This window comes from Dyella sp. PARNA 12/25 (assembly GCF_055702865.1).
Genome location: NZ_JBVQCI010000003.1, coordinates 237449 through 259467, shown reverse-complemented (window position 1 = coordinate 259467; position 22019 = coordinate 237449). Strand labels below are relative to the sequence as shown.

Here is a 22019-nt window from a genome sequence, read left to right as displayed (position 1 = left end):
CACGAAAGCGGGGATGACGAACACGACCGGGGCTGGTCTGCGGCGTTCTATTATTTCGTTGGCGACTTTTAGAACGAGTACACCACGTGGGCGCCAACACCCCAGTCGGGGCTGCCATCCGTAAAGCCCTTGGTGACATAGGCTTGGGCCTTCCACGCGCTGGCGAACTTGTACGAGTAGTAACCCGTCAGCTCATTGCGTGCGAAGCTGGTGCTTGAGGCCTTTTCGCGGTAGTCGTAATAGGCACCAATGGTGCTCTGGCGATCGATCTTGTAGCTCGCGCCGACGTTGGCGGTGAAAACGTCATTCAAACGGACGTACTGCGAACTGCCGAGCCAGGTGTAGCCCACGCCACCGAATAGCGTCCATGCGCCGAAACCCTTGTACAGGTCGACATTGAAACTGTAGTCGTTCTTGCCGGTACCGAGACCCTCGTCTGCGCTCGCCGTACCAAACTTGATCTTGCCGGTGAGATCAATGCCGAAGTTCGCAGCCTTATTGCTGTACGCCTCATACGTCGCAGCAGCAACGATGTCGCCAAGGCCGGAGGCAGAGCCAGTGGTCGGTGTCACCGGAGTGGGCACCGGCGTTACCGGTTGGTGCTTGTTGTGGCCGCGCTTCTTCGGGTTCGTGTTGTCTACCGGACCCACGCCAGGAATCACGTTATCGGCACCGGTCACGTGGATATACGGCACATCCAGCTTGAACGACCAGTCGCCGACGTCGTAACCGAACGTCACCGGCACTTCCGTGATATCTGTGGTGGTCGACGTGCCGTACTTGCCGGTGGTGTAGTCGACGCCCGCGCCAACCTTGATGACCGAACTGTCATCCGCATGGGCCGCCTGTGCCATCAGGCCAAACACACCCATGGCACACAGCGTGCCCGTGTTCTTCAAACTCATGAAAATTCCTTGGGTATAACAAAACGCGAGAGGCTCACGAGGAGCCTCTCGATCGAGGTTTTTCGGAAAGAATCAGCGGCCGCCGTGTTCGGGCTTATCGGGCCGCTCCGGCTTTTCCGGGCGATCCGCTTTTTCAGGGCGATCGACTTTATCGGGATGGCTGATGTCAGCCACCTTGTCCGCCTTGGCGAGCTTGTCCGCCTTGGCGTCCTTGTCCGCCTTGGCGTCCTTGTCCGCCTTGGCGTCCTTGTCCGCCTTGGCGTCCTTGTCAGCCCTGGCGTCCTTATCCGCCTTGGCGTCCTTGTCGGCATGAGCGACATCGTCGCGATCCGGCACAGGACCATTCGCCTTGGCCGCATGCTCAACATCGCCAAGTTTCACACCGAGCGCCTTAGCAACACTGCCCCAGCCTTCGTGCTTGTCACGCAGGGCCAGCACGCCGGGCAACTGCACTGTGCCATGACCACCGGTCAACGTGCCGCCATTCAACGCCGCCTCGATCTGCGCCGCCGTGGGGTTCGCGATACCCGCCTTGACCAGGTCCGCCTGCGCCAGCGCCAACGCGATATTGACGTTGCCGTAGCCCATCTTGCCGGTGTCCGGCGTGAAGGTGGTTTGCACGGCGGGGCTGGTTGCCGTTGCAGGAGTGACCAGCACAACAGGGGTGCCATTGCGCAACCCATTCACCAATGCCTGCGCGTTACTGCTCGACCCGGCAAATGCGGTGTACGACTGAGTGAGCTTGCTTGCGTCCTGAGCACCATCCGATGTGGCCGGCGCGTCGACGGCAAAGGCAACTGAACTACCAAAACCAAGGACTGCACTGAGTACGGAGAGCGCGAGCAGATGCCTTTTCATGATTCACCCCAGTTAGAAGGAAAGAAACACTCCTGTTGAGGTGCCCAAGGGCATGACAGATGATCTCCGCATCCACCGCGCATGCACCATGTCGCGGCCTCGGCGCCGAATATTCTTGGAACACACGGTTTGTGTGAAGGGGTTTGGGGCACTTGTTCAGGCAGCGCCGGCAGTCACTTCAGGTGCCGGTTAGAAAACGCCTCTTTTCACGACAAAAGTCGCAATTTGAGAGTGGTTTTCTTGCACAAAACTGACACGTCATCTCACTTTCTGAACGGGCACAGCCACGCCGGCAGCCCGTCACACGTGATCACCGCATGCGGACGTATCCGCATGGACAGCCATGCCGCCGCCGGGAAGAGAAACATCGTCCAGCCGCCCCGATGACGACCTAGTCGACCACCCCTCCCGTACTTAGCGGGAGAACTGACGCAACAACTGCTCCAACTCAGCACGCAGAAGTGCGACCTGCGCCTTCGCAGCATCGCGCTCGCGCACCACCCCGTTGTGCACGGCAAGCGGCACGACATGCATGGACAAAGTCTTCTTTCTCGCGCGGTAGCGCCGGGCGCGCTCAGCCGCCGTCAAGGCATTGGGCTTGCGCGGTCGGCCGCGCGACCGCTTGAAGCTCAGCGGCAAAGCAAGGGTGCCTGGATCGAGGGGGTCAACCATGGCGCATCCTCCGTTGAAGTGGCGCTTATTTTAAGTGACGTCACGTAAATTAGCAAGAAAAAATCGACTTAATTTCAGCCACTAAGGCAACATTTCTCAGAGAAAGGCGTTGGAAAGCCGAGTCCTCCCCGGACATGGCCATGCGTTCACGTGTGGAGGAGGCCCCAGCCGCTACCGTGGCTTGCACAGGTCGAGGAAGCGGCCCTCGCGACACCACGCCCCTCGTCACCGAGCACCCAGGGAACGCCGGATATGGATTCGCTCTACGAGCTGTCATCGCGGACTCTTCGCCGGATCTACGATGCCCGCCTCAGCACGCCGCCCGTGCTAGATCTCGACACCCACTTCCCCAACGGCTATCGCTTTCGTGCCGCCTGGCAGGACATTCGTCGCGAAGCGCTGACGATTTATCGTGACGCGCAGAGCCTGCCGCGCTTTCACGAGCTCATGCCGGCTCAGGCGGCCATCTCGGCGACCGACGGCAAGGACTGGCGGATGTTTCTGCTCAGGGTCTACGGGCTGGACATAGGTTCGAACCAAGCGAACTGCCCCGTACTCATGAGACTGCTCACCGAGTCGCCGGATGTGCTGTCAGCCACCCTGTCCTTCCTCGCACCGGGCAAGCACATCCCGAAACACACCGGCCCCTTCCGAGGCATCCTGCGCTATCAACTGAATCTCGAAGCCCCGCTCAATGGCGATGGCCAACCGGGCGCCGTGCTGTGGCTGGCCGGTGACGAATATCGCCTGGCGAATGGTGAGCATTTGCTGTGGGATGACACCTACCCGCACGAGGTGTGGAATCGCAGCGAGCAGACGCGCATCGCACTGCTGCTGGATGTGCGCCGCGCCGAAATGCCGCTGGATCTGCGCCTGTTATCACGCGCAATCACAGCGGGCGTGGGCATGGTGGCACGTTGGCGCGGGTTTGCCTGAATGGTCTCGCCGGCCGCCTATCGGCCGCGCCGGCGAGACACTTTGCAGTACGAAGCAACGCTGGAAGTTACTTCGCCTCTTTCTCCATCAGCGTATCCACCAGGCTGGCGGGCACTTCCTCGTAGTGATCGAACTCCATGGTGTACGTGCCGCGGCCACGGGTCGCCGAGCGGAGGAAGTTGATGTAACCGAACATCTCCGACAGCGGCACGAAACCCTGCACGAACGCTTGCGAACCACGCTGCCCCTGGTCACTGACGCTGCCGCGGCGACGGTTGATATCGCCGATCACATCACCGAGATAGTCCGCTTCGGTCACCACCTCCAGCCGCATCACGGGCTCCAGCAGCTTGGGCTTGCTCAAGCGCTGCGCCTCGCGGAAGCATTGACGGGTGGCGATTTCGAAAGCCAGCGCCGAGGAGTCCACGTCATGGAATTTGCCATCGATAAGCCGCGCCTTGAAGTCGACCACTTCGTAGCCTGCCACCTGCCCTTCGCGTGACTCCACCCGCACCGCGTGCTCCACGGTTGGAATGTATTCGCGAGGCACGCGACCACCCACGATCTCATCGGCAAACACCACGCCACTACCGGACGCCAGGGGCTCGAACACCATGGTGACTTCGGCGAACTGACCTGAGCCACCCGATTGCTTCTTGTGGGTATAGGTGTGTTCCACCGGACGTCCAAACGCCTCGCGAAAGCTCACCTTGGGTTTACCCATGTTGGCGTCCACGCCCAGCTCCGTACGCATCCGGTCGATGGTGACTTCCAGGTGCAATTCGCCCATTCCCTTGAGCACGGTCTGACCGGTCTCCTTGTCCACTTCCAGCTGTAGCGAAGGGTCGGCCTTCACCATTTTGTAGATGGCTGCCGACAACTTATCCACGTCATTGCGATGCTTGGGTTCCACCGACACGCTGATCACCGGATCAGGGAAACGCATGCGCTCCAGCAAGGCCGGATGCGCGGGATCGGCCAGCGAATCGCCCGTCTCAGTTTCCTTCATCGACACAAAGGCGCAAATGTCGCCGGCACGAACCTCATCGATTTCCTTGGTCGCATTGGCCTGCACTTCCACGATGCGCCCGATCCGCTCCTTCTTGCCGCGCGTGACATTGAGCAAGCTGTCGCCCTTGCTGATCACACCCGAATAGATACGGCAAAAAGTCAGCGTGCCGAACTGATCGTTGATCACCTTGAAGGCAAGCGCGCGCGCTGGCGCGTCGTCGACCACACCTTGTTCGCCGATCACGTGACCATCTTCATCCACCAACGCAATGCCGCCGTTTTCGCCTGGGTACGGCAGGTAATCCACCACGCCATCCAGCAACTGCTGCACACCCTTGTTTCGATAGGACGACCCGCAGAACACCGGCACCAGCTTGCCCGACACGCAGCCCTCGCGAATGCAGCGCTTCAGCGTTTCCTGGTCGAACTCGCCAGTTTCAATCAAGCGATCAAACGCAGCATCATCCATCGCCAGCGCGTACTCCAGGGTTTCCTGGCGCAGTCGGGCCAGATCATGCACCCACGCCTGGTCACCCACGGTGGAGAACTTCACCCGCCCGGCAATTTCGTCCAGCGGCACGGTGTCCCAGGCACTGTCCTTGTCGTCGCCTTTCCACAGATAGCCGACGCCGGCCACCAGGTCGGCCATGCCGATGAACTCATCATGGCTGCCCAGCGGCACCTGACACAGCAAGACGTTGGCACTTAGGCGCTCGCGGATGCCTTTGACGCAATGGGCGAAATTCGCGCCGATGCGATCCATCTTGTTGACGTAGCAGATGCGCGGCACGTTGTACTGATCCGCCAGACGCCAATTGGTCTCGGTCTGCGGCTCCACGCCGGCCACACCGTCGAACACCACGACGGCGCCATCCAGCACGCGCAGACTGCGATTCACCTCGATGGTGAAATCGACGTGGCCGGGTGTATCGATCAGGTTGATCTGGTAACCCTTCCACTCGGTCGACACCGCGGCGGACTGGATGGTGATACCGCGCTTGCGCTCCTGCTCCAGATAGTCGGTGGTGGTCGAGCCCTTGCCTTCCTTGGTGTCGTGCACGTCGACGATCTGATGCTTCCTCCCCGTGTAATAGAGAATGCGCTCGGTCGTGGTGGTCTTGCCCGCATCGATGTGCGCGATGATGCCAATGTTGCGGTACAGAGGAAGCGCTTTCTTGCGTGTCATGTAGTCCTGCCTCAAAGGTCCGTGCCCAAACCGGTCTAACAGCCGCGCGGCGGCCGTCCGGAATGGCGTCCGATATAGGGTCATCCGGTGCGCCATCAATGCGCCGTGAACCTCATGGTCGTCAAGGCTCATGGAAAAACCCGACCATGACGCAAGCCTCGCCTCAGGCAGAGGACTCAACGCCACCTGACGTCACACCGTCAAAGGCGTGGCGACAGGAACCGCACCTCACCCTTGGCGCTGGCGCAACTCTTCACCACATTGAAACAATGCCTGTGCGATAGCTACAGGGCCAACACTTGCTTTTCATCCTGCCCGATGGAGAGATGCCATGTCCGCCGATCAGGCCCCGTTGAGTCCGGAGTTCATTGCACACCAGCGCGAACGTCTGGAAGCCCTGCGCCGCCAGGTATTGGGTAGCGAACTGACCGTGAACGCACGACTCCGCTCCTACACGGAGCAGTTTGGCGACGAGGCCGAAGAGTTCGAGGATACGGCGCAAGACCTCGAGATCGAGGAGGTGCGACAGGCGCAACACGACGTGGACGAACAGCGCGTCCACGACATCGAGCGCGCCTTGCAAAAGATCGACGACGGTACCTATGGGCTCTCCGACCTCAGTGGTGAGCGCATACCGATGGCACGTCTGGAGGCGACGCCAGAGGCCATCCTGACTATCGATGAAGAAAAGGCCCGCGAGCGGAGCGACTGAACGTGCCACCGCTGGTCCACGCCCCAACAAGGCCCTTCTCCACCAAGGAACGCCAAGGAGCGGTGCCGTGAGCGTGTCCACGCCGTTCGATCTGTCGCCACCCACGCCACCGCAATGGGACGAGCTTACCGCCAGGCTCACCGCCAGCGAGATGGACGTGTTGCTCAAGCACGGCACGGAAGCACCGTTCTGTGGCGTGCTGCTTACCGAGAAGCGTGCCGGGGTTTATTGCTGCCGCCTGTGCGGGCTGCCGCTCTTTCTGGCGGGCACCAAGTTCGACAGCCGCACCGGCTGGCCCAGCTTCACCGCGCCCTTCAACGAGGCGCACCTCGCCACCATTCGCGACACCAGCTACGGCATGGTGCGCACCGAAATCCGCTGCGCGCGCTGCGGTAGCCATCAAGGCCATGTGTTCGACGACGGACCGCCGCCCACCCACCAACGCTACTGCATCAACTCCGTTTCGCTGGAATTCGTGGCCTCGACCGACCTGCTGCCCGACAAGCTGAAGCGAGGCGCGCCCGAGGGGGTCGCCTGGCCATTTTGAACAACGGCAGATCAAGCTACTTTCGCCACCTGAATGACAGTATTGAGCCTGCGGCCGAGGGTGGCCAAGTCACGGCTGCACTACTGAAAGCCGGCCGATCAGCGAGATGGGTCTGATTTGTTAGGATGCCCCATCTTCAGGGGTGGGGAGCACCATGGCACGACAGCGTTCGCTTTGCGCGATGATTTTGAGTGGCTTGCTGGTATCGGCATCCACATGGGCCGCCGACAGCAAGCCGGCCAATGGCAAGGATGTGGTGGCGTACGATCAGCCAGTGATTGCGTTTACCCACGCCACACTGATCGACGGCACCGGCGCGAAGCCGGCACACGACCAGACGCTTGTCATCGAGAAGGGGCGCATCACCGCTCTCGGAAAAAGCAGCAAAGTGAAGCTGCCTGATGGCGCGACAATCATTGATGCTCGCGGCAAAACGCTGTTGCCCGGTTTCGTGATGGTGCATGAGCATATGTTCTATCCGGCCGGTGGCGTCGAATACAACGAAATGAGCTTCAGCTTTCCCCGCCTCTACCTTGCCGGCGGCACTACCACCATGCGCACGGCGGGCTCGATGATGCCTTATGCCGATATCAATGTGCGCGATGCCATCACGCGCGGCGACGCCATCGGCCCCGACATGGACATCACCGGTCCGTACCTCAACGGGCCCGGCTTGCCGATTCCCGCCGTGCACGTGCTCAAGGACGCGGACGATGCCGAACGCACCGTCAACTACTGGGCGGATGAGGGCGTGACCTCGTACAAGGCGTATATGCAGATCACGCGCCCTGAACTGCAGCGCGTCATCGATGTGGCGCACCGCCGCGGCAGCAAGGTCACGGCGCATCTGTGCTCGGTGACTTATCGCGAAGCGGTGGATATGGGCATCGACAACCTCGAACATGGCTTCTTTGTCGCCACGGACTTCGTGAAGGACAAACATCCGGACGAGTGCCCACGCGGCCCCGATGTGACCCAGTCGCAAACCGCACTCGATCCATCGTCACCGGAGGTCAGATCACTGATTCATCTGATGGTGGACCACCATGTCGCGCTCACCTCGACATTGACCGTGTTTGAGACCTTTGTCGCCGGCCGCCCCAAGGCACCGCAGGGAGCACTGGGCCTGATGCTGCCCGAAGTACGTGATCAGTACGAAAAAAGCTGGAACAAGGTGCAGGACAACAAGGGCCGATTCTCCGCAGACACCTATTTCAAGCTGGCGAAACTGGAGAAACAGTTTGCCGAGGCCGGCGGCCTGCTGCTGGCCGGCACCGACCCCACAGGTTATGGCGGCGTGGTACCTGGCTACTCATCCAAGCGTGAGGTGCAGCTGCTGGTGGAAGCGGGCTTCAGCTTCGAACAGGCGTTGAAGATCGCCACGCTCAATGGCGCCAGATATCTGGGACGCGACAAGGACGTGGGCACGCTGGCCGTTGGCAAACGCGCCGACCTGACGGTGATCGAGGGTGACCCCTCAAAGGACACCAACGCCATCGAGCACATGCCACTCGTGTTCAAGAACGGTGTGGGTTACGACACTCAAAAGATCTTCGACTCGATGCGCGGCACCGTGGGTCTGCACTAAACGAGCTGGATGTGTCGCTGCACCCGACGCGGGGGCAGCGACATCGACCACCCGACTCAGAAGTACACCTGCGCCCGCATTTCGAAGATCTGCGGATTGACCTGTAGCCGGCCGCGATCACTGAACGCCCAGACATAGTTGGCCTGCACTTTCAGGTGCTCGCCGATGTACCAGTTGGCGCCTAGCGTCCAGTCGTGCTCTTTGCCGCCCGTAATGGCGCCATCAGTGAGGTCGAGCTCGCTGTAGCGCACCGCCAGTTCCACCGCACCCCATGCGTGAGCAGGGCGAATGGTTTGCAGGTCGCGCCCGTTGTAGCGCCGGTCGCCGACGTTGCCGTCACTGTAGTAACGAGCCTCGCCGGTCAGCGTCCAGGTGGTGAACACGTAGAAGCCGTGCACGTCGTAGTCGGGCTTACCGTGATAGCGATCCACCTGCGCCTGCAGGTATTCGCCCTGGACGGACCAGGGGCCATCGATCCACAACGCCTCGAACCCTTGGCGATTCACGCTCTTGCTGTATGGCAGATTGCCGGAATCGACCAGGCGAATCGGCGACAAGCCATCTTCGGGACGCGCTCGCAAGCGCGCGGATGGCGGCACCTTGCCCTGGTCAGCCCAGTCCAGCTTCTCGCGCGATGCGGACACTCCGAGGTGCAGCACCTTACCCGGCTGATTAAGAGGCATCCAGGCCGCACGACCCGCCCAGGTGCGCCCCGGATTATTGCCGTCGAGGTCCTTGCGCCAGAAATAGTCGCCGATATTGATGATGAAGTGCTGGCGCACGAACGCCCAATCCACACCGGCGCGCCGCCCTTCCCACACAGCCTGGGTTGGCAAGGCGGCCTCAATGAAGGTGGTGGCCGAGGTGCTGGTGACACCTTCAAAGCCTACTGGCGTCTTCGAATAGCCAAAGCGGAAGTTGCCTAGATCCTGGCCGACGACACCACTGCTGCGAAAACGCACGAACGCATCCGCCCACACGTTGGCCTGAAAGTCGTATTGCACGATGGCGTCATACAAGCCCGGCTTGCGTATGTAGAAACCCAGGTATTTGCGCCGGTTGGTGGCCGCATCCTCGAACCGGCCACCATCGTTGGAGAACCGGTTGACGTCGTACTGGTAAAGCACAGCCAGCCCCACATCTGTACCGTCCGACGCGGTGATATGGGTGGGCCAGTTGCCGTAGAAGTCGTAGTTGTCGGCAGAACAGACCACCGGCCAGGCCAGCGACAGCAGACACAGCGACAGCACGCGGCGTGCTACCCGCTTCGGCTTGGTGTGACGTGGTCGTTTTCCGGTCATAGGCTCGCCTCCTAACGAGTCATTCCATGCTGGCCATCCCTCAGGGCCCCAGGAAATGACATTTGTGCATATGCACATGCCGACACTCCCGTTTGGCCGTCCAGTTGCATGCCGCTTGTTGCAGGTGACCCTACATGCATTTCACAGCGGGCAACTTGTTTCGGCTGCTTGACAGTCGTTGCCGACGTGTCAGGGGCCCAGTCACGAAAGCTCCACGCATCAGGCCGTATTTGTGAGTCCAGATGGTGGGATCGATATCGAGGCGATACCGATGACTGCGTATCCGACACTGATTGTCTACAACGCAAGAATCCACACCGGCGTGGCGCACCGCCCGGAAGCGCAGGCCATGGCGGTTCATGGCCGGCACATCGCGGCGATTGGCACCAATGGTCAGATTCGGTCACTGGCCGGCCCGGCCACGCTGGTGATCGATGCGGGGCGGCGACGGGTCATCCCCGGCCTGATCGACTCCCACATCCACTTCATTCGCGGCGGCCTCAGTTACAACCTGGAACTGCGCTGGGATGGGGTGCCGTCGCTGGACGATGCCATGCGCCTGCTCGCCGACCAGGTAGCACGCACGCCCCCGCCGCAATGGGTACGGGTGGCCGGCGGCTTCAGTGAGCATCAGTTTGCGGAGCAGCGCTTGCCGACACTCGACGAACTCAATCAGGTGGCGCCTTCCACGCCGGTGTTCATCCTGCACCTTGGCGACCGTGCATTGCTCAACGCCGCAGCATTGCGAGCCTGCGGCTACACACGCGATACGCCGGATCCAGCCGGTGGCCATATCGAATGGGACAGCTCGGGCGCGCCTTCAGGCCTGTTGCTGGCCGCGCCTGATGCGTCACTGCTCGATGACGCCCTGGCGCACGGACCGGCGCTGCCCTACGAGTACCAGATCAATTCCACGCGCCACTTCATGCGCGAGCTCAACCGGCTGGGCGTCACCAGCGTCATCGACGCGGGCGGCAGCCGCTTGCGCTACCCCGACGATTACCGCGCCATCGAAGAACTCCAGCAGCACCACTTGCTGACGGTTCGTGTCGCCCATCACTTGTCTGCGCCGACGGCCGGCGAAGAGTTGCGTGATTTCACGCGTTGGACTTCCACCCAGCGACGCGGTGACGGAGACGAGTTCTATCGACTGCAGGGTGCGGGTGAAGTGCTGGTGTATTCGGCGATCGATCATGGCAACTTCCGGCAACCGCGCCCCGACTTGCCCCCAAGCATGGAGCACGACCTTGAGCAAGTGATTCGTTTGCTTGCCGTGCGCAAGTGGCCGTGGCGCATGCATGCCACCTATGACGAGACCATCAGCCGTGCGCTGGATGTCTTTGAACGCGTCGATCGCGACACACCGTTACAAGGCCTGCCCTGGTTCTTCGACCACGCAGAAACGATCTCCGACCGAAATCTGGCACGTATCGCCCAGCTCGGCGGCGGCATCGCCGTGCAACACCGCATGGCCTATCAGGGAAACTATTTCGTGGAGCGCTATGGCGCCGAGGCTGCAGCACACGCGCCGCCGTTGAAGCGCATGCTGGAGATGGGCGTACGCGTGGGCGCAGGCACCGATGCTACGCACCTGGCCAGCTACGATCCGTGGACCTTGCTGTACTGGCTGACCACCGGCAAATCCGTGGGCGGTGTAACGCTCTACCCCACCCAACATTGTGTTGACCGCGGCACCGCCCTTGCACTGTGCACGCGAGCCAATGCCTGGTTCTCTGGCGAGGAAGGCACGAAGGGCCAGCTCGACATCGGACAGCTGGCCGACTTCGCCGTACTCTCGCGGGATTATTTCGAGGTACCCGACGAGCAGATCCGACAGATCGTCGCCGAGCTGACCGTGGTGGATGGGCGCGTGGTCTATGCCGATGGTGACTTCCGCGCGCACGATCTTGCTGCGCCACCAATCCTGCCCGACTGGTCACCCGTGAACTTTGGCAGCCGTTGCACGAAATCACCGTTGACGGCGTCGCCGCCGCGCCGCGCCTCGGGGCCCTAGCCTGCCTACGCCATGGGCCGCCGGGACTTTCTCCACTTGGAGCGTTATATACAAACGCTCACAGCCCGAGCCGTCAGCATAATCTGACTCAGGTCATGGCCTCGCCACCGTAGCCGTTGCCAGACTTTATTCGCTCTCATCCGGTCCCATCCCACCTCTCATGTCTACCGTCACCTCGCAGCAGCGGCCCATTTCGCCCCTGCCTGTTCTGCTGGCCGCACCGCACCGGCCAATGTTTTTGCTGGGCGCCGTTGCCCTGCTCGGCAACATGATCTGGTGGACATGGGCATTGATTGCCGCATGGAAGGGGTTGCCGTTCGCGCGCACTGCCATGCCCGTCGCGTGGGCCCACGGCTTCCTGATGCAGTACGCGACGCTGGCGCCATTCATCTTTGGCTTTCTCCTCACCGTGTTTCCACGCTGGATGAATCTGACCGATGTGCCGCGCCGCACGTATGCCGCGGTATTCGGGTTGATTCTCGGTGGCGGCTTGCTGGTGCTTGCCGCACAAAGCGGCGCACCGGCCGTCATGCCCTTCGGCCTGCTGGCGATGCTGGTGGGTTGGCTGGTGGCGACGGCAGCACTGGGTTTGCGGCTGCACCAGAACCATTACCGTGACATCTGGGCTCGCTCGGCCTTTGCTTCGGTCGCCTTTGGCGCCGTCGGCCTGGCGCTCGCACTAGCTTTTGCCTGCGGCGCTTCACCGATGCTGATGCGGGCGGCTATTGATATCGGCACCTTTGGCCTGCTGCTGCCGGTGTACTTCACCGTGGCGCATCGCATGGTGCCGTTCTTCTCGAACAATGTGGTTCCCGGCTATCGCGTAGTACGACCCACCTGGTCGCTGGTCGGCCTCTGGATCTTCGCGCTTGCCCACCTCGCTTTTGAGCTCTGTGCCGCGAGCCGCTGGCGCTGGTTGGCCGATCTACCGCTGGCCGGATTGTTGTGGTGGCAGTGGCTGGCCTGGCAACCGTGGAAAGCCCGCCGACCGGGGCTGCTCGCGGTACTGCATATCGCACTGGCCTGGCTGCCACTGGCCTTTACCCTTTTTGCGGCCGACAGCCTGACGCTGTGGCTACACGGGAGCACCGGCTGGGGGCGCGCGCCTCTCCACGCCCTAACCATTGGCTTTTTCAGCTCGATGCTGGTGGGCATGGTGACGCGTGTGACACATGGTCACTCCGGAAGGCCGCTGGCGATGGGTACCATTCCGTGGATCGCCTTTATCGGCATCCAGTCGGCCACCGTGGCTCGCCTGCTGGCGGACGCCACCCCGCATCCCTGGCCCGTTTATGTGGCGGCAGCGGTGCTATGGCTGCTCGCTTTGCTGCCATGGGTGCTGCGATCGGCGTGGATCTATCTGACGCCGCGCCGCGATGGCAAGCCCGGCTGAGTCAAACGATTTTTGGATGGAGGACCTGCGCATGGCGCTTTTCCCGCAGGCCAACGAAGTAGGCATTGCCACCTTGATCGATCGCTTCTACGACAAGGTGCGCGCTGACGAACAGCTTGGCCCGGTTTTCAACGCAGCCATAGAAGACTGGCCGGCGCACAAAGTACTTCTGCGCGACTTCTGGTCGTCGCTGGTGCTGCGCTCACGCCGTTACCAGGGCAATCCCATGGGTGTGCATCGCGCGCTGCCGCCCTTTCCGCAGGCGCTGTTCCATCGCTGGCTGGGGCTATGGCGCGAAACCACACTGGAGATATTCGAGCCGCCGGTGGCTGACCTGTTCATTGGCACGGCGGAGCGTATCGCCCAGAGCCTGAGCATGGGGATGAACATGGGCCGGCTGTCCCTGCAGCAGCCTTCACGGGTGATCGGACCGCTCCACATCGTGTCCTGACGCTACGGAACGACACGTCAGGAGCTACGTCGCCGCACGCGCACGGAAACCGGTGTACACTTACTAGATGAGAATGACTCGCATTAGTAAGTGGATGCTCTGCCTGCTCGTGCTTTGGCTGGGCTGCGCCAACCTCAGTGCAGCCACGCAAGCGCCAGACACTTCCGCCACCGTCTCGCAAACGTGGCAGATGCTGGACTATCTCGCCACTGACTACGCCGGCGCCGTCCACGACGGCACCGTGGTGAGCAGCTCGGAATACGCCGAAATGCGCGAGTTTGCGCGCAATGCTCGCGAGCGCATCCGCAGTTTGCCGCCTTCACCTGCCACGTCGAACCTGGTGCACGATGCTGACGCACTCGTGGCGTCGATCGACGCCAAGGCAACGCAAGGCGATGTGGCGCAACAGGCGCACGCGTTGGCGGATGCCTTGCTGCAGGCGTATCCCGTCCCCACCGCGCCGTCGCACACGCCGGATCTCTCCCGCGGCGCTTCGCTGTACCAGGCGCAGTGCGCCGCCTGCCATGGCGCGAGCGGCCGCGGTGACGGGCCGGTCGGACAGACCCTGTCGCCGCGCCCGGTCGATTTCACCGACCAGTCACGCGCCGACCAACGCAGTGTGCTTTCGCTCTACGAGGTGATCACGCACGGTGTGGAAGGCACGCCGATGACGAGTTACGCCGCCACGCTCTCCGATGATGACCGCTGGGCCCTTGCCTTTTTCGTTGGCGCGCTGGCTTACCCGGAGGCGGCCACTCAGGGCGAGCAGGCATGGCGGGACAGCAAGACTGCACGCAGCGACATCACCTCACTCAACGAACTCTCACGTGCCCGAGTCACCCAGTTGGGGGATACGCTGGGTCAAGAGCAGGCACGACTGATCGTGGGCTACTTGCGTAGTCACCCACAGGCTGTGCACCAGGCGCTGGCCGGTATTCCGTTGGCGCGTGCACGACTGGCAGCCAGCGTAGCCGCCTATCGAAGCGGCTCTGTCGAAGAGTCACGTCAGTTCGCGCTGTCGGCTTATCTCGACGGCGTGGAACCGGTGGAAGCGCAGCTCAACGCGCATGACGCCAACCTGCGCGCGCAGATTGAAACGGCCATGGGCGCTTACCGCACACAGTTGTCGAGGCAAGCGGGCGCTGATGACGTGGCTTCGAGCGCCGCCTCCATCGACGCGCTGCTGGTCAGGGCGGATGCCGCGGTAGCCGAGGCGGCCAGCAATCCGCTGACGATCTTCCTGGGCGCGTTCACCATTCTGGTGCGCGAGGGACTGGAGGCCTTGCTGGTGGTCGTGGCGCTGCTCGCCTTTCTGCGAAAGGCCGATCGTCATGACGCCGCACACTATGTGCATGCCGGCTGGCTGCTGGCGCTGTTGGCTGGCGTCATCACATGGGCCTTCGCGCGCTACGCCATCTCCATCAGTGGCGCGAGCCGTGAGCTGACCGAAGGGCTCTCCTCGCTGTTCGCCGCAGCGGTACTGCTTGGCGTGGGCCTATGGATGCATCAGAAGAGCATCGGCGGTCGCTGGCAGGCTTACCTCAAGTCCAAGATGGCGACGGCGCTGGATCGGAAGTCCGCGTGGTTCGTGTTTGGCCTGACCTTCATCTCCGTCTACCGCGAAGTGTTCGAAACCATCCTGTTTTACGCGGCGCTGTGGAGCGAGGGTCAAGGGGTGTGGTTGCTCGCCGGCATCGCCGCCGGCGCGCTGGTGCTGGGCCTGATCGCGTGGGTGCTGCTGCGCACCAGCCGACGCCTGCCACTGGGACTGTTCTTCTCGATCAGCTCAGGGCTCATCGCCGTGCTTGCCGTCGTGCTGACCGGCAAAGGCGTGGCGGCACTGCAGGAGGCCGGCTGGACCGGGGTTACAGTGGCGCCAGTGCCCTCCATCGAGCTATTGGGTATCTACCCCACCTGGCAATCGCTGCTGGCCCAGCTCGCGGTCGCTGTGATGCTGGCGGTCGGCTTTGCCTTCAATCGCTGGCGCGCGCGTACCGCCTGACACCTTCAGCGGATCAACAGGTCGCGCTTGCCGGGCTTGCCGTCCCAGGCGGCGGCGTCCTGCATGGCCGGCTTCTTGGCGGTGATCACCGGCCACTGGCGGGATAGCTCCGCATTGATGGTGATGAACACCGACTGGCCCGACGGCACGTCACCCTCGGCGTAGATGGCGTCCACCGGGCACTCATCGACGCACAGAGTGCAGTCGATGCATTCATCTGGGTCGATCACCAGGAAGTTGGGGCCTTCGTGGAAGCAGTCCACCGGACACACCTCCACGCAATCGGTGTGCTTGCAGTTGATGCAGTTCTCGGTGACGACGTGGGTCATGCTTTTCCCTCGGGCCTGACCGCGCAGGGTACCCATGAAGCAGGCCTATCTCCCTGATTCATGTCAGAGAAATTACTGAAGACACCGGCACGGGAAAGTCGCATGATGGGCAGAGGGGCATCAACCTGCGGCAACGTACCACGCGAGTGGTGGGGGCTCGGCCGCAAAAAAATGATCTGTGTCATCGAAGTGCGACGTTTCTGCAGGGCAACATCCCGCCAATTTACGAGGGTGGTTTCCGTATGCCGAACACCGAGTACTACCACGACAGAGTGGTCCGACTGTTCCTATTAGCCGCTGCGGTGTGGGGCATCATCGGTATGGCGGTCGGCGTTTACGTCGCCGCGGAGCTGATGTGGCCCGCCCTCAATTTCGATATCCCCTGGCTGACCTTCAGTCGCCTCCGCCCTGACCACACCTTCGGCGTGATCTTCGCCTTCGGCGGCTCTGCCCTGATGGGCACCTGCTATTACGTGGTGCAGCGCACTGGCCACACCCGGCTGGCGTTGCCCAAGTTGGCGCTGTTGACTTTCTGGGGCTGGCAATTGGTGTGTGTGCTGGCCATGACGACCATGCCCCTGGGCATCACTCAGAGCAAGGAATACGCAGAACCCGAATGGTTCGTCGATATCCTGATTGCGGTGGTCTGGGTGTCCTTCGGCGTCGTGTTCTTCGCCACGCTGGCGCGCCGCCGCATCAGGCACATCTATGTCGCCAACTGGTACTACGGCGCGTTCATCATCGCCGTGGGCCTGCTGCACATCGTCAACAACATCGCGCTGCCCATCAGCCTCACCAAGTCGTACCCGGTGTACTCGGGCGTGGTCGATGCCATGGTGCAATGGTGGTACGGCCACAACGCGGTGGCGTTTTTCCTCACCGCCGGCTTCCTCGGCATGATGTACTACTTCGTGCCGCGGCAGGCGCAGCAGCCGCTGTGGAGCTACCGCTTCTCCATCGTCAATTTCTGGGCGCTGATTTCGGTCTACATGTGGGCCGGCTCACACCATCTGATGTATACGGCCCTGCCTGACTGGGTGCAGTCGGTCGGCATGGCGTTCTCGCTGATTCTGCTGATGCCCAGCTGGGGCTCGGCGGCCAACGGCCTGCTGACCTTCAATGGCTCCTGGCACCGGTTGAAGACCGACCCGGCGGCCAAGTTCATGGTGATCTCGCTGGTGTTTTACGCGGCGGCCACCTTCGAGGGTTCGATGATGGCGATCAAGACCGTCAACTCGCTCTCGCACTACACCGACTGGACCATTGCGCACGTGCACTCTGGCGCCATCGGCTGGGTGGCGATGATCACCATCGGCTCGCTCTATGCCATGGCGCCGCGCGCACTCGGCCAGGAGGCGATGTACTCACGCAACGCCATGGAACTGCACTTCTGGCTGCACCTCAGCGGCCTGCTGCTGTATGTGGGCTCCATGTGGACCGCTGGCGTCACTGAAGGCCTGATGTGGCGCGCCACCAACACCGATGGCTCGCTGACCTATTCGTTCCTGGACAGCCTTATCGCCATCAAGCCGATGTACCTCATCCGCTGGTTTGGCGGTGTGCTGGTGCTGTCGGGCATGGTGGTGATGGCCTGGAACCTGTGGCATACGGCGGCCGATGCGCGAGCCCGGATCATCAAGCCGATCCCTGTGCCCATTCCCGAGCCGGAACCGCATCAGGTGCCAGCTCCCCTGCCGGCAGCCGGTTGAGGAGCGCGCCATGTCCTATAAACAATTCGAAGCGATTGAAAAGCACGCCGCCCTGCTCGGCATCCTCACCGCCGTGATGGTGTCGATCGGTGGCCTGGCCGAGATCACGCCGCTGTTCATGGAAGCCCATGCGGTCAAGGCGCCACTCAACGTCAAGCCATATGACCCGCTGCGCCTGGCTGGGCGCGACATCTATGTGCGCGAAGGCTGCTATCTGTGCCATTCGCAGATGATTCGCGCCCTGCGCGCCGAAACCCAGCGCTATGGCCACTACTCGATTGCGGAAGAGTCGGTCTACGACCGTCCGTTCCAGTGGGGCTCCAAGCGCACCGGCCCTGACCTTGCGCGAGTGGGCGGCAAGTACTCCGACCTGTGGCACGACCTGCACCTGATGAATCCGCGCCAGGTGGTCCCGCAATCCAACATGCCCGGTTACCCGTGGCTGGCCAAGACCAAACTTGACGGCGCTGACATCCAGGCGCGCATGCGCGGGCTGCGCAAGCTGGGCGATCCATACACCGATGCTGATATCGCCGGCGCACCGGACGCGGTGAAGGACAAGACCGAGATGCAGGCCCTGATTGCCTATCTGCAAGGCCTGGGCATCAAGAACGAGCCGGCCGCCACCGGCGCGGCGTCAGCTGCACCGGCCAGTGATGGAGGTGAGCCATGAGCGACGTCTGGGCCGATTTCTGGGGACACCTCACCGGCGTGATCATCGTGGTGATCATGGTCACCTTTATCTGCATCTGGGCCTGGGCGTGGAGCAGCCGCCACAAGAGGCCGTTCGATCGCATGGCGCAACTCCCGATGGAAGATGACATGGACCCCTACCGCGTAGCGCAACAGGCGCACGCAAAGGATCAGCAGCCATGAGCCTGTTCTGGTCGCTATGGATCATGTTTCTGATTGTGTTGAACCTGGGCATCACGCTGTTCCTGTTTCTATGGGCGCCTCGCGCAAAGATTCCGGTACAGAAGGACGGCACCAGCGGTCACGTCTGGGCCCACGGTGTGCTGCGCGAAGGGGTGCACGATCTGCCGCGCTGGTGGATCGTGATGTCGGCAACCATGTTCATCATCGGCTTTATCTATTTGGCGCTGTTCCCTGGCTTCGGCCGATCCAAGGGTCTGTTGAACTGGACCTCGCATAGCGAGCTGGCCGAGCACACCGCCGCCAACAACGCCAAACTTGGTGACGTGACGTCACGCTTCTCGCTCTATCCGATCGAGCAGCTCGCTCACGACCCGGACGCGCAGCAGGCCGGCCAACGCCTGTTCCGGGATAACTGCGCGGCCTGTCACGGTCGTGAGGGCAAAGGCAACCAACTGGTGGGCGCGCCCGACCTCACCGATAACGACTGGTTGTACGGCGGCGACGGCAAGGCCATCTTCACCTCCATCCACGACGGACGCGGTGGCGTGATGCCCCCCTGGGCAAGCCTGGGCGAAGAGAACGTAAAGAACCTTGCCCAGTACGTGCTCAGCCTGTCGGGCTCGCCGCACAACGAGCAACAGGCGGCGGCCGCTAAACCGCTGTTCGCCACCTGTGCGGCTTGTCATGGCCCGGATGGCAAGGGCAATCAGGCGCTTGGCGCACCCAACCTTACCGACAAGATCTGGTTGCACGGTGGCACGGTGTCCGACATCGAGAACAGCATCCGCAATGGTCGCCAGGGTCAGATGCCGGCATGGAGTCCGCGACTGACCGATGACCAGATCCGCGTGGTGGCCGCCTACGTGTATCACCTCTCCAATCCGGACCATGCTGACTAGTCACTCACCCACAAAATCGCCCGCCTCTGCCTGGTATCGACAACCCATACTCTGGCTGGGGCTGGCGATTTTCGGCGCGTCGCTCGCCGGCTGCATTTGGATGATCGCACTGGGCGCACAACACTCTGACGACGCCGTGGACACGCCGCACAAGGTATTCGGCGTGCCCTCCAGCAGCCATAGCAGCCGCAAGCCGTCATGAACGCTTACGAGGCCTGGGCACACCCGCAGCTTGCTGCGCAGGTGTTGCGCCAGAGGCGTGATGGTCAAAGCGAAGTCGCCTTGCGTGTCGATGCGCTGCAAGGCGCTCGCCAGATTCTGCGGCTGGAACAGGTGATCCATGCCCTGCCCGGCGTGCGCCGCGTCTCGGTCGACGCAGCGTCCAAACGTGTGCGCGTTGTATGGGATCGCGAACGCACCTCGCTGCCGGCCCTGCTCCAAACCTTTGCCTCGGCGCGTTGCGTCGCCCAGCCGCTGCGCAGCGACAGCATCGACGACGCCCGCTCGCGCGAAGCCAACGACATGCTTAAGCGACTGCTTGTCGCCGGCATGTGCGCCATGCAGGTGATGACCTATGCCTTTGTGATCTACATCGGCGTGGTGGACTTCGTGGACTTCACCACGCGCGGACTGTTCCGCTGGTTGAGCCTGATTTCCACCGCACCGGTGGTGTTCTATTCGGCACACCCGTTCGTACGTGGCGCATGGCAGGAATTGCGGGAACGCCGGCTCGGCATCAACTTGCCGGTGGCGCTGGCCGTTTGGCTCGTGTTTCTCGCCAGCACGCTCAACACCTTGCGCGGCAGCGGCGATGTCTACTTCGACTCGGTAAGCATGTTCGTGTTTCTGCTGCTCGCCGGCCGCTATGTCGAGCTGAAGGCGCGCCATCGCAGCGGGGCACTTGGCGACGCCGTGATCGACGGCACCCCGCTGCTTGCGGAACGCCGTCGCGACGATGGGAGCCTGGAAACCATTCCAGCCATCGAACTGCTGCCCGGCGATCGCGTCCACGTCAGCGAAGGTGCGGCCGTGCCGGCCGACGGCCTGCTGGAAAGCAACACGGTACAGGTAGACGAATCGCTGCTGTCGGGCGAATCACGACCCGTATGCCGTCAGCGTGGCGAGCGACTGGTGGCAGGCAGCGTACTTATCGATGGCCCCGCCGAGCTGCGGGTAGAGCACAGCGGAAACGAGACGGCAGCGGCACGCGTGGGTGAGCTCAGTACGCGCACCCGCATCGCTCGCGACGCCGCATCCATGGTGAACGACGTCGAGCTGGGGCGTTTTGTGGCGCGCGTGCTGGTGCTCACCCTGGTCACGGCCATCGGCTGGCTGCTGTTTGATCCGTCACGCGCATTCGAGTCTGCCGTTGCCGTGCTGGTCATCGCCTGCCCCTGCGCGTTCGCACTCACGGCACCCAGTGCGTTGACGCGCGCACTGGGTGTGTTGGCGCAACGTGGCGTACTGGTCGCCGACAGCCGTGCGCTGACGCGAATGGCCAGCGTCAATGTCGCGATGTTCGACAAGACTGGCACGTTGACCGAACCCCATATCGATCTGTCGCAAGCGCGCGCAGTGGGCTCATTCGACACGCCGGCGTGGCTGCCGCTGGCTGCTGCCCTGGCGAGAGAGAGCTCCCACCCCATCGCCCGCGCGGTGGCCCACGCCACCGGCCCCGTCACGCATCAGGACATGCAGGATGTCCGCGTGTCGCTGGGCAAAGGCATCACCGCGCAGGCCGGTGGCCAGATGCTTCGTCTCGGTCGCGCCGATTTCGCGCTGGACGGCGACACCACCTCGCACCAAGGTGAGGGAGACCTCTGGCTCGCCGATGCCTCCGGCCCGCTTGTCGCCTTTCGCGTGCACGAAACGCTACGCCCGGATGCGATGCACGCTCTGCAGGCCCTTCGCGATGAAGGCATGGTCACCATCATGGCCAGCGGTGACACCGCTCTGCGCGCGGCATCGATTGCCACTGAACTGGGCATCACCGAGTGGCATGCCCCCTGTTCGCCGGAAGACAAACTCGCGCTGTTGCAGCACCAGCGTAGCCAGGGGTACGTGACACTGGCAGTCGGCGACGGCAGCAATGATGCGCCGATACTCGCAGGCGCCGATGTTTCTGCCGCGCTCGCTTCTGGCACCGAGCTGGCGCAGGCGCACGCGGATTTCCTGCTGCTTCATGGGTGCCTGCAGGGCCTCGTCGACGCGCGCGCCGTCGCCCGCCAGGTCGAGCAGGTCATCGCGCAGGGCCGCCGTTGGTCGCTGGGCTATAATCTGTGCGCCGTGCCGTTTGCGGCACTCGGCCTGGTGCCGCCTTGGCTGGCCGCCATTGGCATGTCGGTCAGCTCGATCGTGGTGGTGCTCAACGCGTGGCGTATTGGACGCGACGATCAGGCCAAGCCAGCGATGCCCGCATGAATATCCTGCTCGTGCTCATTCCAGTGACCATGGTGATCGTGATCGTCGCGGTCGCTATCTTCTTCTGGGCGGTCAATCATCAGCAGTTTGACGACCTGGACAGTCCGGGCGTGCTGCCGCTCATGGAAGAAGCGGAGTCCGACAACAAGCCGCAGGAAGCCACGCCCCCTTGCGAGAAAGCCAGGCAGACCGAAAACGATTGAGCGACC

Annotated in this window: 20 protein-coding genes; 14 read left to right on the top strand and 6 right to left on the bottom strand. The window is 62.5% G+C overall.

Annotated features, from left to right (window positions below; genetic code table 11):
* Window positions 1-68: 68 nt before the first annotated feature.
* The 3 genes from AC0GUR_RS08945 to AC0GUR_RS08935 all read right to left on the bottom strand — a co-directional run bounded on the left by AC0GUR_RS08945 (window position 69) and on the right by AC0GUR_RS08935 (window position 2435).
* Window positions 69-905, bottom strand: a complete 837-nt coding sequence (locus tag AC0GUR_RS08945; RefSeq protein ID WP_472877108.1) for a transporter — start codon at window positions 903-905, stop codon at window positions 69-71.
* A gap of 72 nt (window positions 906-977) precedes the next feature.
* Entirely contained in the window at window positions 978-1763 is a 786-nt protein-coding gene (locus AC0GUR_RS08940) for a hypothetical protein (protein WP_472877107.1), read from the bottom strand.
* Between the two features lie 414 nt (window positions 1764-2177).
* Window positions 2178-2435 (bottom strand): hypothetical protein, encoded by a 258-nt coding sequence (locus AC0GUR_RS08935; RefSeq protein WP_472877106.1) that lies wholly within the window; start codon window positions 2433-2435, stop codon window positions 2178-2180.
* A gap of 252 nt (window positions 2436-2687) precedes the next feature.
* Between AC0GUR_RS08935 and AC0GUR_RS08930 the strand changes: the two genes are divergently transcribed.
* Complete coding sequence (locus AC0GUR_RS08930) at window positions 2688-3371, top strand: aspartyl/asparaginyl beta-hydroxylase domain-containing protein (RefSeq protein WP_472877105.1); 684 nt, start codon at window positions 2688-2690, stop codon at window positions 3369-3371.
* Between the two features lie 67 nt (window positions 3372-3438).
* Here the strand turns inward: AC0GUR_RS08930 and fusA are convergent, their stop codons facing one another.
* Complete coding sequence (gene fusA / locus AC0GUR_RS08925; protein ID WP_472877104.1) at window positions 3439-5568, bottom strand: elongation factor G; 2130 nt, start codon at window positions 5566-5568, stop codon at window positions 3439-3441.
* Between the two features lie 331 nt (window positions 5569-5899).
* On the opposite strand from fusA, the gene AC0GUR_RS08920 reads away from it, so the two are divergent.
* From AC0GUR_RS08920 to AC0GUR_RS08910, 3 genes are all read left to right on the top strand, one after another.
* A complete protein-coding gene (locus AC0GUR_RS08920) occupies window positions 5900-6280 on the top strand; it encodes a TraR/DksA family transcriptional regulator (protein WP_472877103.1) in 381 nt (126 codons plus the stop codon).
* Window positions 6281-6347: 67 nt separating this feature from the next.
* Window positions 6348-6827, top strand: a complete 480-nt coding sequence (msrB, locus tag AC0GUR_RS08915) for a peptide-methionine (R)-S-oxide reductase MsrB (RefSeq protein WP_472877102.1) — start codon at window positions 6348-6350, stop codon at window positions 6825-6827.
* A 154-nt stretch (window positions 6828-6981) separates the two neighbouring features.
* The gene (locus AC0GUR_RS08910) at window positions 6982-8415 is read left to right on the top strand and encodes an amidohydrolase family protein (protein WP_472877101.1); all 1434 of its coding nucleotides are present in this window, start codon (window positions 6982-6984) and stop codon (window positions 8413-8415) included.
* A 56-nt stretch (window positions 8416-8471) separates the two neighbouring features.
* Here the strand turns inward: AC0GUR_RS08910 and AC0GUR_RS08905 are convergent, their stop codons facing one another.
* Window positions 8472-9716: an OprO/OprP family phosphate-selective porin gene (locus AC0GUR_RS08905; RefSeq protein WP_472877100.1), complete on the bottom strand. Its 1245-nt coding sequence runs from the start codon at window positions 9714-9716 to the stop codon at window positions 8472-8474.
* Window positions 9717-9987: 271 nt separating this feature from the next.
* Here AC0GUR_RS08905 and AC0GUR_RS08900 point away from each other — a divergent pair, with 271 nt between their 5' ends.
* From AC0GUR_RS08900 to AC0GUR_RS08885, 4 genes are all read left to right on the top strand, one after another.
* Window positions 9988-11730: an amidohydrolase gene (locus AC0GUR_RS08900; RefSeq protein ID WP_472877099.1), complete on the top strand. Its 1743-nt coding sequence runs from the start codon at window positions 9988-9990 to the stop codon at window positions 11728-11730.
* A 160-nt stretch (window positions 11731-11890) separates the two neighbouring features.
* Entirely contained in the window at window positions 11891-13123 is a 1233-nt protein-coding gene (locus AC0GUR_RS08895) for an NnrS family protein (RefSeq protein WP_472877098.1), read from the top strand.
* A 31-nt stretch (window positions 13124-13154) separates the two neighbouring features.
* On the top strand, window positions 13155-13574 hold the full coding sequence (locus tag AC0GUR_RS08890) for a group III truncated hemoglobin (protein WP_472877097.1): 420 nt from the start codon (window positions 13155-13157) through the stop codon (window positions 13572-13574).
* 73 nt (window positions 13575-13647) lie between these two features.
* Entirely contained in the window at window positions 13648-15576 is a 1929-nt protein-coding gene (locus tag AC0GUR_RS08885) for an FTR1 family protein (RefSeq protein WP_472877096.1), read from the top strand.
* Between the two features lie 5 nt (window positions 15577-15581).
* On the opposite strand, the gene fdxA is transcribed toward AC0GUR_RS08885, so the two are convergent.
* Complete coding sequence (gene fdxA / locus AC0GUR_RS08880) at window positions 15582-15905, bottom strand: ferredoxin FdxA (RefSeq protein WP_472877095.1); 324 nt, start codon at window positions 15903-15905, stop codon at window positions 15582-15584.
* Between the two features lie 242 nt (window positions 15906-16147).
* On the opposite strand from fdxA, the gene ccoN reads away from it, so the two are divergent.
* The 6 genes from ccoN to ccoS all read left to right on the top strand — a co-directional run bounded on the left by ccoN (window position 16148) and on the right by ccoS (window position 22013).
* Entirely contained in the window at window positions 16148-17614 is a 1467-nt protein-coding gene (gene ccoN, locus AC0GUR_RS08875; RefSeq protein WP_472877094.1) for a cytochrome-c oxidase, cbb3-type subunit I, read from the top strand.
* Between the two features lie 10 nt (window positions 17615-17624).
* Complete coding sequence (gene ccoO, locus AC0GUR_RS08870) at window positions 17625-18287, top strand: cytochrome-c oxidase, cbb3-type subunit II (RefSeq protein WP_472877093.1); 663 nt, start codon at window positions 17625-17627, stop codon at window positions 18285-18287.
* Window positions 18284-18490, top strand: coding sequence for a cbb3-type cytochrome oxidase subunit 3 (locus tag AC0GUR_RS08865; protein WP_472877092.1), 207 nt, complete (start codon window positions 18284-18286; stop codon window positions 18488-18490). The genes ccoO and AC0GUR_RS08865 overlap by 4 nt, the downstream gene beginning before the upstream one ends.
* On the top strand, window positions 18487-19389 hold the full coding sequence (gene ccoP / locus AC0GUR_RS08860) for a cytochrome-c oxidase, cbb3-type subunit III (RefSeq protein ID WP_472877091.1): 903 nt from the start codon (window positions 18487-18489) through the stop codon (window positions 19387-19389). The genes AC0GUR_RS08865 and ccoP overlap by 4 nt, the downstream gene beginning before the upstream one ends.
* Window positions 19390-19587: 198 nt before the next feature.
* On the top strand, window positions 19588-21810 hold the full coding sequence (locus AC0GUR_RS08855) for a heavy metal translocating P-type ATPase (RefSeq protein WP_472877090.1): 2223 nt from the start codon (window positions 19588-19590) through the stop codon (window positions 21808-21810).
* Window positions 21807-22013 (top strand): cbb3-type cytochrome oxidase assembly protein CcoS, encoded by a 207-nt coding sequence (gene ccoS / locus AC0GUR_RS08850; protein ID WP_472877089.1) that lies wholly within the window; start codon window positions 21807-21809, stop codon window positions 22011-22013. The genes AC0GUR_RS08855 and ccoS overlap by 4 nt, the downstream gene beginning before the upstream one ends.
* The last annotated feature ends 6 nt before the right edge of the window (window positions 22014-22019 follow it).